Genomic DNA, 12,412 nt, shown 5'->3' with positions numbered 1-12,412 from the left:
GTAGTGCTTCGGTAGTGCGCAGCGCACGCAGACAAGGGGCGTGTCGCACCGCCTTCAGCCTTCAACCAGCGTTCAACGTTCAGCGTTCAAACTTCAAACTTCAAACTTCAGCGTTCAACGCTCAGCGGCGCTACCGGCTGCTCCAGAACCGACGCTGAACCTCCATCACTTCGGCTTCCACGTCGGCCACCGGGCCGATCACCTCGACCCGCTTCTGGCAACGATCGAAGACATAGCGGCAATCCACGCTCATGGTCGGATTCTCCGCGTGATCGCCGGTTGCCTCCAGCAGGCGCTTCTCGGTCATGCCGAACACGACCCGGCCGATGTTCGCCCAGTACATCGTGCCCGCGCACATGCAGCAAGGCTCGACCGACGTATACAACGTGCAGCTCCACAGATACCCAGGCGTGAAGTTCAGTGCGGCTACGCGCGCCAGCACCGATTCGGCGTGATTCACCGTATCGACGTTGCCCTGCTCCATCAACACGGTTTCCTGATCCGGCCCAACCAGCACCGCGCCGAACGGATGATGCCCCAGCAGCGTCGCCCGCTCGGCCACCCGGTTCGCGCGCCGCAAATGCCGCACGATCTGCTCGTGCGTGGGCGTCAAGCCCTGCGGGGGATAGTTCGCCGCAGCGGCGGCCTCGTTCGGCACGGTCAGACTCACGGACGGCCTCCTTCAACAATAGTTAGTTAAGCCAGGCAATTGCCGACTTCGACCCGCTTCGACCCGCTTCGACCCGCCTCAACCTACTTCGGCAGCGAGCCATCCACGCCCTGCACGAACCAGTTCAAGCGCAGCAGTTCCGCGTCGCTCAGCGACTTGCCGGCGGCAACCTTCACCACGCCCGACTGATCGGCGATCGGACCGGCAAACGGATTGAACTTGCCGGAGATGATGTCGTCGCGCTTCTGGCTCAGCGCCTTTTGCGTCGCCGGCGACACCGCGTTGGTATTGATGTCGGCGAGATCGATCGCGTTCTCTTTCAAGCCCCACCATACCGGCGTGTTGTCCCACGTATTCGACATCACCTGCTGCACCAGATGCGTGTAATACACGCCCCAGTTGCTCACGCACGCGCCGAGTTGCGCGTTAGGGCCGAACTTCTTCATGTCGGAGTCCCAACCAAATGCATGTACCTTCTTCTGCTCCGCGGTCTGCATCGTCGCGGTCGAGTCGGTGTTCTGGATCAGCACGTCGGCGCCCTGGCCGATCAGCGTCTCCGCCGCCTGCTTTTCACGGCCCGGATCGAACCAGCTATTGATCCACACCACCTTCACATGCGCGTTCGGGTTGACCGAGCGCGCGCCCATCGTGAATGCGTTGATGTTGCGCACCACTTCTGGCACCGGCACCGAACCGACGAAGCCCAGCAGGTTCGATTTAGTCGTATAGCCCGCCACCAGTCCCGCGAGGTAGGCGCTCTGATAGGTGCGCACGTCGTAAGTGGCGAAGTTGGCCGCTTTCTTGTAACCGGTCGCATGTTCGAACACGGTGTCCGGGAAGTCCTTCGCGACCTTCAGCTCGAAATCCTGGAAGCCGAAGCTCGATCCCACCACGATCCTGTTGCCCTTGGACGCCAGATCGCGAAACACGCGCTCCGAATCCGCCGACTCGGGCACGTTCTCGACCCGCGTCACCTTGATCTTGTCGCCGAATTTAACCTCGACCTCCTTGACGCCCTGCTCGTGTGCGTAGGTCCAGCCGGCGTCGCCCGGATTGCCCAGGTAGACGAACGCGACGCCGACCGGCTCCGGGCTCGCCGCTGCCGCCGCCCCGGCGCCGAATCCAAGGGTTGCGCACACACTGGCGCCGACTGCGGCGGCAAGCACAGTACGCACGGTCCTGATACGCAATGAATGAGTCAGTGCTCGCACCAGCTTTGTTTTCATGAATTCTCCGAAGGTGGTTGAAAGTGCCCCCCACCGCTTGTCGCGGTTCCCCTGCAAGGCGCCAGCCTCGCCATACTCAAAGGCCAATTTCCTGGAAAAAATGGCCATTCGTTATCCCGCCCATAACGGAAGCCGTATTCTGGTGACCCTGGAGACGTTCGAAATTTTCGAACGAGTACATCGGCAAATTGGTACGGCAAGCCGCTCGTGCAGGCGCAATATCCTTAGCACCAACCCGTAACACTCATTCGGAGATTCAACATGACTCGCTTCCAAAACACCTCGGTTCTGGTCACCGGCGGCAGCAGCGGTATCGGCTTCGCGACGGCCAAAGCGTTCGCCAGCGAAGGTGCGCGCGTCGTCATCACCGGGCGCGATGCCGATGCGCTCGAAACCGCCCGCGCCGCGCTCGGCGCCGATGCGGTGGCGGTGCGTAACGACGCCGGCTCGATCGCGGCGGCGCGCGAACTGGCCGCGGCGATCGGTGCCGCGGGCATCCGGCTCGACGCCGTCTTCGTGAACGCGGGCACGGCAAAGTTCGCGCCGTTCCCGGACGTCGACGAAGCCTTCTGGGACGCGACCTTCAACACCAACGTGAAAGGCGCGTACTTCCAGATCCAGGCGCTGCTGCCGCTCTTGAACAAGGGCGCGTCGATCGTCCTCAACGGGTCGATCAATGCGCATATCGGCATGCCGTCGTCGTCGGTGTATGCGGCCAGCAAAGCCGCGCTGATTTCGCTGACGAAGACGCTGTCGGCGGAATTGCTGCCGCAAGGCGTGCGGGTCAACGTCGTCAGTCCCGGCCCGGTGCAAACGCCGCTGTACGGCAAGCTCGGGCTCGACGCCGCCGCGCTCGAAGCGACCGCCGCGCAGATTCTCGGCCAGGTGCCGGTGGGCCGCTTCGGCAAGCCGGAGGAAATCGCGTCGACCGTGTTGCACCTGGCCGCGCCGGAGTCGGCGTTCATCGTCGGCACGGAAATCATCGTCGATGGCGGCATGAGCCAACTTTGAAGGCTTGCTTCGGGAGGGCCGAAGCCACGGCATAGCCGGGACGACCGGCGACCGGCCGCGTGATTGCGGCCCGGTTCGCCGGCCGGTTCGCCCGCCTCATCACCTTGCTGCCGACCCAGCGGTCCTTGCGCAAACGCGGCCCGGCGCAAGCGCTGTCAATCACCGGGACGCCGTCACCCATGCGTTGCTGACGTTCCTGCCGCCGGTACGCTAGCCAGCGCCATGCCGTGCATGCAGCGCCGCCCTTCCATCAGTGAAGGCTCGGCGGCGGCACTTCGCTCTGATCGTTCTGATCAGGCGCGTCGTCGTCGTCGAACAACTCCGCGCACAAGCCCTCGCCAAGCTCGCTCAGGCGTGCCGTGCCCGTGCCCTCCTCGGTGAAGGTGGTTTCCACCAGACCGCCGTCGACGAGCGCCGTCAACTGCCGCCGCAAGCCACTCATCGGCACGCCCGCCTGCTTCGACAGCTTCGCGAGCGACCACGCGCCGCCCGGCTTCTCCCGATGCGCACGCCACAGTTGCGCGAGCACAGCGACCAGCACAGGGTCGATAGCGTCGTCATCCATTCGTGTCTCCTCGTGATCTCACGCCATGTGCGCGACCAGTTCGCCCAGCGTCTTCAGCGCCGCTTCCGATTGCGCGGTCCACGGATAGCTGTAGTTGAGCCGGATGAAGTGGCGAAAATGGTTGCGCATCGAAAACATCATGCCGGGCCCCACCGTGATGCCGCGTGCGAGCGCCGCCCGGTAAAGCCGCATCGAATCGACGCGCTGCGGCAGCTCCACCCACAGCACATAGCCGCCTTGCGGGTTCGACACGCGCGTGCCGAGCGGGAAAAACCGCTGCACCAGCGCCGTCATGATGCTCGCCTGCTGTCGGTACACCTTGCGCACGTGGCGCAAATGGCGATCGTAGCCGTCATGCCGCAAGTAATCGGCGACGGCGATCTGCGGCACCGACGGCGTGGTCAGCGTGTAGAGAAACTTGAGCTTCTCGACCTGCGCGCGATAGCGTCCCGGCAACGCCCAACCGATCCGGTACGACGCCGTCAGGCTCTTCGAGAACGATGCGCAGTGCAGCACCAGTCCGCGGGTGTCGAAGGTCCTCAGCGTCGACGGCCGCGTCTCGCCGAAATACAGCTCCTGATAGACGTCGTTTTCGATCGCCGGGATATCGTGCGCAGCGAGCAGCTCGACCAGTTGCCGCTTGCGCGCGTCGGGCATCTGGAAGCCGAGCGGATTCTGGAAGTTCGGCATCACCATGCAGGCGGCGATTTTCTGCTGCGCGATCACCTGCGCGAGTGCATCGATGTCGATGCCGTGAACCGGATGCGTCGCCACCTCGATCGCGCGCATGCCGAGCCGCTCGATCGCGTGCAGCATCGCATAGTAGGTCGGCGATTCGACCGCCACCGTATCACCGGGTTTGGCGACGGCCTGCAGGCTGAGGTTGATCGCCTCGGTCGCGCCGAGCGTGATGACGATTTCACCGGGATCGACCGGCATGCCGTTTTCGGCGTAGCGTCGCGCGATCTGGCGGATCAGCTCGGGGTTGCCAGGCGGCAGATCGTCGATCAGATTCCAGCTCGCCTGGCGGCGGGCGATCGCGTTCGCATACTGATTGATGCGCCGCCATGGGAACAGCGACGGATCGGGATATGGCGAACCGAACGGCACGGCGTCGTGCGCGCGGATGCTGCGCAACGTCGACAGCACCAGCCGGCTCACGTCGACCTCGGCCGCCACCGGCGGCGCCTCGCGCATGGGCTTGCGGCCCGGCGGCGAGTCCGCCGGTGCGAGCGCGCGGGCGGCGGCATCGCGCACGAAATAGCCGGACTGCGGCCGGCTCTCGACGATCCCCCGGTTTTCCAGCAACGCGTACGCGTGCAGCACCGTCTTGATGCTGACGCCGTGCTGCTGGCTTGCCTGCCGCACCGAGGCAATCCGCTCGCCCGCCGCGAACACGCCGCGGCGCACGGCTTCGGCCATTTCATCGGCGAGCTTTTCGTACAGTTTCAAGGGTTTGGGTCGAACGCGAGCGTGGCTGGGAACGCCAGTCTATGACAGAACCCTGGAAACTGTATCCCTCTTCTTTCCGATTCTCTGTATGCAGCGCTCGTTTTGGAACACAGTAGGCTGACGGGCATCAAGTTGAAAGTCCCGACAGGGCCATACCCAGCCACAGACAACATGAAGAAGTCCGAAGCTCGCATCGAACCCTACACGCACCCGGCAGCAGGCTGGGGCGCGCTCAAATATGTCGCCATCAACCTGATCAAGGAGAAGGTGACCGGCGGCAACTACCGCACGCTGCTCAAACAGAACCAGCCGGACGGCTTCGACTGTCCCGGCTGCGCGTGGCCGGATCGCGAGCACGCGTCCACCTTCGAGTTCTGCGAGAACGGCGTCAAGGCCGTGGCCGCCGAGGCGACCAGCAAGCGCGTGACGCCGGCCTTTTTCGAGCGGCACACGGTCGAAGAACTGATGGTTCAGTCGGACTTCGAACTCGAACAGCACGGCCGCCTGACCGACCCGCTGGTCTACGACGCGCTGCGCGACCGTTACGTGCCGATCGACTGGGACGCAGCGTTCGAGCTGATCGCGAGCCACCTGAAGCGCCTCGACGAACCCGAGCGCGCCGCCTTCTACACCTCGGGCCGCGCCAGCAACGAAGCCGCGTTTCTATATCAGCTGTTCGTGCGCATGTACGGCACCAACAACTTCCCCGACTGCTCGAACATGTGTCACGAAGCGACGAGCCGCGGCCTGCCGCATACGGTGGGCGTCGGCAAGGGCACGGTGACGCTCGACGACTTCGAACACGCCGACACGCTGCTGATCTTCGGCCAGAACCCGGCCACCAACCATCCGCGCATGCTCGGCGAACTGCGCGAGTGCGCGAAGCGCGGCGCGACCATCGTGTCGATCAATCCGCTGAAGGAGCGCGGCCTCGAACGTTTCGCGAGCCCGCAACACCCGGTCGAAATGTTGACGATGGGCAGCACCCGGATCAGCTCCGTGTTCATCCGGCCGAAGGTCGGCGGCGACTTCGCGCTCATCAAGGGCGTGGCCAAGCGCGTGATCGAACTCGACGACGCAGCGCTCGCCCGCGGTCTCGAACGCGTGCTCGACGTCGGCTTCATCGCCGAACACACGGTCGGCTTCGACGCGTTCGCCGACGATCTGCGCGCCGAGGACTGGGACATCATCGTCGCCGAAGCGGGCGTGCCTCGCGAAGACGTGCTGAAGCTCGCCGACATCTACGTGAAGGGGCGCGCGGTGATTGCGACGTGGGGCATGGGCCTCACGCAGCACAAGAATTCGGTGCCGACGGTGCAACTGCTGTCGAACCTGATGATGATGCGCGGCAATATCGGCCGGCGCGGCGCGGGGCTGTGCCCGGTACGCGGCCACTCGAACGTGCAGGGCGACCGCACGGTCGGCATCGACGAAAAGCCGACCCAGGCGTTTCTCGACCGGCTCGGCGAGGTCTACGATTTCGATCCGCCGCGCGAGCATGGACTCGACGTGGTCAACACGATTCAGGCGATGCTCGACGGCAAGGTGAAGGTGTTTATCGGCCTGGGCGGCAACTTCTCGATCGCGACGCCGGACACGCCGCGCACATGGCAAGCGCTGCGCTCGTGCGATCTGACCGTGCACATCACGACCAAACTGAACCGCAGCCACCTCGTGCACGGCCGCGACGCGCTGATCCTGCCGACTCTCGGGCGCACCGAGATCGATCTGCAGAACGGCGTGCCGCAAGGCGTGAGCGTCGAGGACTCGATGAGCATGGTGCACATCTCGTACGGGATGAATAAGCCGGCCTCGGAGAACCTGCTGTCGGAGATTGCGATCGTCGCGCGGATGGCACACGCGACGCTCGGCAGCGACAAAGTTGACTGGCTCGCGCAGGCGGCGGACTACGCGCTGATTCGCGACGGCATCGCGCAGGTGATCGACGGCTTCCATGATTACAACGAGCGGCTGAAGAATCCGGGCGGCTTCCATCTCGGCGTGGCGTCGCGCGAGCGCATCTGGGAAACGCCGAGCGGCAAGGCCCAGTTTCTCGTGCATCCGATCGCTGTCGACACGCCGATTCACGAAGCGCGCAAGCAATATGGCGAGCGCCTGATGACACTGATGACGACGCGCTCGCACGATCAGTACAACACAACGATCTACGGTCTCGACGACCGTTATCGCGGCGTGTACGGACAAAGGCGCGTGCTGTTCGCCAACCGCGACGATCTGGTGATGCTGGGTTTCGTCGCGGGACAACGGGTGGATATCACGAGCGTGTGGGCCGATGGTATCGAGCGTCGCGCTGACGGGTTCCTGCTGGTGGAATACGACATCCCACGCGGGTGCCTCGGCGCTTATTACCCGGAGACGAATCCGCTGGTGCCGCTGTCCTCGGTGGCGGACGGCGCGGGGACGCCGACGTCGAAGTCGATTCCGGTGTTGTTGACGGCGTCGGCGGTCGCTACGGTTACGGCCTGAGGGTCTTGCTGCGCGCGCCTGACGCACGCTGCCCCTACGTCAGGCCTGCTGCCTGATCAGATCGCGCTGCGTCAGGTAAAGGCGCAAATCGAATTCGATCTGATGGTAGCCCGGCTGCATGAACTCGCACAGACGGTAGAACGCCTTGTTGTGATCGCTCTCTTTCAGATGGGCGAGCTCGTGCACCACGATCATCTTCAGAAACTCCGGCGCCGTCGCTTTGAATAGCGACGCGATGCGGATTTCCTTCTTCGCCTTCAGCTTGCCGCCTTGCACGCGCGAAATGCTCGTGTGCAGGCCCAGCGCGTGGCGCACGACGTCGAGCTTGCTGTCGTAGGTGACCTTGTCGATCTGTTCAGCGCTGCGCAGGTGTTCGCGTTTCAGCTCGGCGCAGTACGCGTATAGCGCGCGGTCCGTTTGCACGTCGTGCGTGTCGGGATACTTCGCGGCGAGATAGGGGCCGAGCTGGCCGACGGCAATCAGTTTTCGCACCTTGTCCTGCAAAGGCGCCGGGTAGCCGGTCAGGTATTTCAGGTGAGACATGATCGGGCACGCGGCCACGCCAGAGTGGATGAAGGGACTCGCCGACACTATACCGGACCGGCGACGGGGCAGCTCGGGTGAGGTCGGCTCGGGTGAGGTCGAATCAAGCGATCACGCACGGCAGGAAGGCTTTTCACGGCCTGGTGTCCGGGAGTACCTCGTGGAGTGCCGGTGATGTACTCCGCGCAGTGTTTAGAATAAAAAGCCCCGTCAAGGCGGGGCCGTTTTCTCTTATTCGTCAGTGTCAGGCTTGGTCAGTTCGCGCCCGAGAATCCTTTTCACCGTTGAGCACTCAGGATGCTCCGACGATTCCATGTCTCCCGGGCAGGACAACCATTTATAAAATTCAAGCTTCTGTTTAGCCGCATCTTCTCGACAGGCCGCCACCTGAAAATCGGTGTCAGGCATGTAATTACCAGTCCAATCATTGAATGCCACTCCAAAAATCTTGCAATCAGACTGTAGCTTCTCACCCCATAATTTATGATTCTGTTCGAGTTCTCTTAGCTTTTCGCCCTTTAATTATCCCGGATATTTTGATAAAGTCTTTCAGCATCACTTAAAATTTTCTTTGTGTCTGCGTTTGTACACGCCAGATAGTCATCGCGAGTGGTCTCCTTTGCTTCGCAACTGCCATCCGCTAAAGCAGCCGCATTGGCGCATATTAATACCAGAGCAAGCGTAATTTTACTGAGCTGCATCATAATTCCCGGTAGCAAACAGCCGACCTTCAGCACGACGACGCCTGATCAACCCTAATGGATGCTGTCCATGCGCCGCTGTGTACTCCATAATTTTTCGCGGCACCCGGTCATAGTGCCCGGTATTAATGAGCGCGAAAAACTCATCGTTATGACCTCTATGGTTGTAGACAAAATCAACAATAGCGTCATATTCAAACTGAAATAGGGGAACAAAAACCCTGTTATTGACAACTCGCTTGGCTTCACGCAAATCGTGATGAAGTAATTCCATCGCCTGCGGTTCGGTGATTCAATTTACATAAGGCGCTTCGGAAGGTGCGCCGGATATCGGCCCCATATGGACCAGATGCCCATATCCGATCGTGGCATTGCCACCACCTCCTGCTCCATCGTGATCGTAAAGATGTGGCCGGAATGCCTCCCATTGAGCAGTGAACTGTACCCCTCTACCACTTTGCCATATCAAGCAAGTCTTTTAAGAACTTGTTTTGTGCCTTGCGCAGGTTGTAAATGCACTCCTCTTGCAAGGCTGGAAACATGGAGCCATCGTGTTCCGTTTTCCACCTTGCGCCTGCATTACGCGGCAATTCGCAGTACTTCACAGATGCATCTTGCGTTGCCATGTATTCGTCTAGCAACTTCGCATGCATGTTGCTATTTGGTATGGTTGCACGAAGTTTGTTATAGATTCTTTTGCTGTCAGCCACCAGGCTTCGCTGTAACCCCGAATAGCACTCAGCGTCGCCGTAGCCGCCGCCCAAATGTTGCAGGCAATCGGAGGTCGACTTCGCCGCCACAAGGGTAGAAAAGAACATGCATAAGATCAAACAAACAATCTGCATCCTGGTGCGATGCATCGTAAACTCCTGACACAAATAAGCGAGCTTCGCCGAAGCGGCGATTTTTAACGCCACGATTCGTTCCAACTCGGTACGTCAGTATGAAATCATACAGCTTTCCGTTATTCGTCAGTGTCGGGTTTGGTCAGCTCATCAAGCCTGTTTTTTGTCATTCGGGTCATGCAGTCCCAAAAATAGACAAAGTGTAATGACGCTTGCCCAACCTGATATACCTCTGAATAACAATAGTTGTCCCTGTAAAGTTGCCAGTTCGCTTGCGCCTTTTCAAAAAAAGGAAGTGCCTCAGGTTCCCCGTTAGCTCGATGCTCACGGTCATAATTCCTGGTGATTTTCTCTATTTCGGCAACCTTCTTGTTTAGGGTCTTAATTGCGCCCTCGTATCTGAATTGCGAGCAAGCCGATATATCCATCGTCCCAAGATATTCCCCCTTGCAATACAATGCAATTTCTGCCGGACTCTTTCCAGTGAAATATGCGCTTGTGGACTGCGCTTTTTTATAGTCGAATGCCGATCCATAGATCGATGTAGAAGCATAAACAGTCTGCGCCGTCAAGCAGAGCAACATGAATACGCTAATGGCGCGCATCATAAACCCCCGTTACGAAAAGTTGCGCTTCCAGACGGCGACGCCCAGGCACTCTATGCGCGATAAATGAACGAATTACATCGCACATTCTGTCGTATTCACCATGATTTAAATAATCCGCGAGATACTTTGAACGAGATGCCGGATACCACGGATCGCCGTTATGTGAAAACGGGCCTGTATTATAAAGAATTGATACAAGGGCATCATATTCATATTGATAGAGTGGCACCCGAACGTCTCGATTGATAGCTGTCTCAATCGGTCGCAAATTTAAATCAAAAAAAGATCGTGCACGTTCGACAGGTATTATGTCACCAACGCTGAGATTGTCCTGTGGAAGAACCTTATGTCCCAATCCGACAGTTGGAATCCCATAACCGTCGTCATAGACCTTTACAATAAAGCCGTCTACGACTGGTTTGCCTTGATAGGTTCCGTTTAGTACACCGCTTTCGAGAACAGCCATGAATGTATAGCCGTCTGTCGAAAGACGCCAAGGCTTGCAGAGCCTGCCCGATTGGACGGTCACGCATGAATTCGGGTTTGTGTTTGTTACTGCCGTCCCAAGTGCATCAGGCATTACGTCTCCTTATGACCAGGATAGATGTGAATGGATTGCGCGCCGTCTGTCTCATAGCGCCCGGTGCGTCCCTGCGAATCGGTAATACCGTGCAGCAGACGGCCAGAAGGCATGCGGACCGTGTAATAGGTGTCACTAAGCGTTTTGCCTGTGATACCGAGCAACGTGAATTGCTCGTCGTAGATAAGTGGGGGAGTCGGCACGTTCATGCGTCCAGCCCGTTGCGTTACATCGCCTTCATCCTCAATAAACCAGTTCCGCCCGTAGCGCGCAATAACCTGGGGCCGCTCGGAACACTTGCAGAGGACATAATCACCGCCAACCGCCTGCCGCCTCCCTCCGTTTTCCTCGTCAATCATGCGGTGTTCGTTGCTAACCCGCGCACCGCCCATGATTGTGCCCGTGCTATCGTACTTCTCGCAGTATGCCTTGTCGCCGATAAACGCCATACTCCTTTGTCGGTCGTCTGGATCGTCAATAGAGCACGACGGACTCACGCATATACGCGGCTCTTTGGACCGCTTGTGAGGGGATCGCCGAACGACTGCGTAATACGTAGTTGGCATCTATGCCTCCCTGTGCCCAAGATAGACCCCAACCCGCTACGCGCCGTCAGTCGTATGGCGGGACGTTCGTCCCTGCGCATCGGTAATACCGTGTATCAGTTCCCCGGAAGGCAATCGAACGGTGTAGTACGTATCGCGGAGCGCCTTACCTGCCGCATCGGTTAGCGTGAACTGTTCGTCGTAAGTGGCTTGCGAAGCGGGCGTACTGGCGCGCACAACCTGTCGCTGCGTATCGCCATTGTCGTGAATTTTCCAGCGCTGACCATATACAGCGATGATTCGCGCAGGGGCGCTGCACTTGCAGAGAACAATGTCACCACCGACAAACAATGTCACCACCGACAGCCTGGAGCCGACCACCGTTGACAAGATCAACCATTCGCTTTCGCTCACTTACCTCTGCGCCATATCTAATAAAGCCAGTGCTATTGCATTTCGCGCAATAAGCCTCGTCCCCGATGAACACCATATTACGAGGCTTGCCGTTTTGATCTTCGATGGTTCCAATGGTTTTCTTTGTCCCATAGACATAGCCGCCTTCGCCGCTGTCAAGCGGATCGCCTTCGACCGCTGCGTAGTAGATGCCCGACATCAAGCCTCCCTGTGACCAAGGTATATAGCTAGACGCTGCTCGCCGTCTGTTCCGCAGCGGGCTGTACGTCCCGCGTCATCGGTGACGCAATGCTTCAGCTCGCCCGATGGGAAGCGGACCGTATAGAACATATCGGGAAGCGCACGGGTGAGTGCACCCACGGTAACGAAGCTATAGAACTTGCTATTGCGTTGTTGCGTGTCCGGCATTTGCAGTGCGACCTAAGTAAAAAACGCGCCGTTCGGCGCGAGTCATTCGATTCTTACGAATGGCAGCAATGAATCCGCCCCATCTCCTTTGATCGTTCACCAGAGCTTTGCGAAATACAATCATCCAAATCTGAAAATTAGTCACCAACTATGCACATTGAATATATTTACCAATGGCTGGCATTCCCGAGTTCAGGCTAAAACATGGAAGGATGCAGCCTTGTAGCAGGCGCATATAGCGTCTAGGGAAGCGCTGATTAATGGACCAACTGACCGAGTTGCAGCCGAGAGGGCGTCGAATTTTCCGGATGACGAAGCGACTCGAAGCTGAACTCGGTGAATTGGCCGCGTAAACGG

General features: G+C 59.4%; 15 protein-coding genes. 2 read left to right on the top strand and 13 right to left on the bottom strand.

The genetic code is table 11. The annotated features are described in order from the left end of the window. Positions 1 to 130 precede the first annotated feature (130 nt). Both BN2475_RS20625 and BN2475_RS20620 read right to left on the bottom strand, forming a co-directional pair. The gene (locus BN2475_RS20625; protein WP_094781358.1) at positions 131 to 670 is read right to left on the bottom strand and encodes a nucleoside deaminase; all 540 of its coding nucleotides are present in this window, start codon (positions 668 to 670) and stop codon (positions 131 to 133) included. Positions 671 to 753: 83 nt separating this feature from the next. Further along, the gene (locus BN2475_RS20620) at positions 754 to 1,896 is read right to left on the bottom strand and encodes a BMP family ABC transporter substrate-binding protein (RefSeq protein ID WP_094781357.1); all 1,143 of its coding nucleotides are present in this window, start codon (positions 1,894 to 1,896) and stop codon (positions 754 to 756) included. A 261-nt stretch (positions 1,897 to 2,157) separates the two neighbouring features. Here BN2475_RS20620 and BN2475_RS20615 point away from each other — a divergent pair, with 261 nt between their 5' ends. After that, entirely contained in the window at positions 2,158 to 2,907 is a 750-nt protein-coding gene (locus BN2475_RS20615) for an SDR family oxidoreductase (RefSeq protein WP_094781356.1), read from the top strand. Positions 2,908 to 3,157: 250 nt separating this feature from the next. Here the strand turns inward: BN2475_RS20615 and BN2475_RS20610 are convergent, their stop codons facing one another. Both BN2475_RS20610 and BN2475_RS20605 read right to left on the bottom strand, forming a co-directional pair. Then, positions 3,158 to 3,472, bottom strand: a complete 315-nt coding sequence (locus BN2475_RS20610) for a helix-turn-helix domain-containing protein (protein WP_094781355.1) — start codon at positions 3,470 to 3,472, stop codon at positions 3,158 to 3,160. A gap of 18 nt (positions 3,473 to 3,490) precedes the next feature. Beyond that, positions 3,491 to 4,924, bottom strand: a complete 1,434-nt coding sequence (locus tag BN2475_RS20605) for an aminotransferase-like domain-containing protein (RefSeq protein ID WP_094781354.1) — start codon at positions 4,922 to 4,924, stop codon at positions 3,491 to 3,493. 171 nt (positions 4,925 to 5,095) lie between these two features. On the opposite strand from BN2475_RS20605, the gene BN2475_RS20600 reads away from it, so the two are divergent. After that, positions 5,096 to 7,411, top strand: a complete 2,316-nt coding sequence (locus BN2475_RS20600) for an FdhF/YdeP family oxidoreductase (RefSeq protein ID WP_094781353.1) — start codon at positions 5,096 to 5,098, stop codon at positions 7,409 to 7,411. Between the two features lie 39 nt (positions 7,412 to 7,450). On the opposite strand, the gene BN2475_RS20595 is transcribed toward BN2475_RS20600, so the two are convergent. The 9 genes from BN2475_RS20595 to BN2475_RS35040 form a co-directional block, all read right to left on the bottom strand. Then, on the bottom strand, positions 7,451 to 7,954 hold the full coding sequence (locus BN2475_RS20595; protein ID WP_094781352.1) for a M48 metallopeptidase family protein: 504 nt from the start codon (positions 7,952 to 7,954) through the stop codon (positions 7,451 to 7,453). 231 nt (positions 7,955 to 8,185) lie between these two features. Continuing rightward, complete coding sequence (locus BN2475_RS34320) at positions 8,186 to 8,362, bottom strand: hypothetical protein (protein WP_159444592.1); 177 nt, start codon at positions 8,360 to 8,362, stop codon at positions 8,186 to 8,188. A gap of 279 nt (positions 8,363 to 8,641) precedes the next feature. Further along, complete coding sequence (locus BN2475_RS33730) at positions 8,642 to 8,947, bottom strand: lysozyme (RefSeq protein ID WP_425435551.1); 306 nt, start codon at positions 8,945 to 8,947, stop codon at positions 8,642 to 8,644. Positions 8,948 to 9,104: 157 nt separating this feature from the next. Continuing rightward, a complete protein-coding gene (locus tag BN2475_RS20590; protein ID WP_245841440.1) occupies positions 9,105 to 9,572 on the bottom strand; it encodes a hypothetical protein in 468 nt (155 codons plus the stop codon). Positions 9,573 to 9,619: 47 nt separating this feature from the next. Continuing rightward, positions 9,620 to 10,108 (bottom strand): lysozyme inhibitor LprI family protein, encoded by a 489-nt coding sequence (locus tag BN2475_RS20585; protein ID WP_094781351.1) that lies wholly within the window; start codon positions 10,106 to 10,108, stop codon positions 9,620 to 9,622. Beyond that, entirely contained in the window at positions 10,092 to 10,688 is a 597-nt protein-coding gene (locus BN2475_RS20580; RefSeq protein WP_094781350.1) for a lysozyme, read from the bottom strand. Before BN2475_RS20580 ends, BN2475_RS20585 begins: the two co-directional genes overlap by 17 nt. Further along, positions 10,688 to 11,137 (bottom strand): PAAR domain-containing protein, encoded by a 450-nt coding sequence (locus tag BN2475_RS20575; protein ID WP_094781349.1) that lies wholly within the window; start codon positions 11,135 to 11,137, stop codon positions 10,688 to 10,690. Before BN2475_RS20575 ends, BN2475_RS20580 begins: the two co-directional genes overlap by 1 nt. Before the next feature lie 153 nt (positions 11,138 to 11,290). Then, complete coding sequence (locus tag BN2475_RS33725; RefSeq protein ID WP_143325831.1) at positions 11,291 to 11,590, bottom strand: hypothetical protein; 300 nt, start codon at positions 11,588 to 11,590, stop codon at positions 11,291 to 11,293. After that, positions 11,568 to 11,846: a PAAR domain-containing protein gene (locus tag BN2475_RS35040; RefSeq protein WP_094781348.1), complete on the bottom strand. Its 279-nt coding sequence runs from the start codon at positions 11,844 to 11,846 to the stop codon at positions 11,568 to 11,570. Before BN2475_RS35040 ends, BN2475_RS33725 begins: the two co-directional genes overlap by 23 nt. Positions 11,847 to 12,412: the final 566 nt, after the last annotated feature.

It is taken from the genome of Paraburkholderia ribeironis (assembly GCF_900019265.1).
GTDB classification, from domain to species: Bacteria; Pseudomonadota; Gammaproteobacteria; order Burkholderiales; family Burkholderiaceae; genus Paraburkholderia; species Paraburkholderia ribeironis.
Note: the sequence above shows the minus strand (reverse complement) of the source record. Positions and strands in the feature narration are given on the sequence as shown.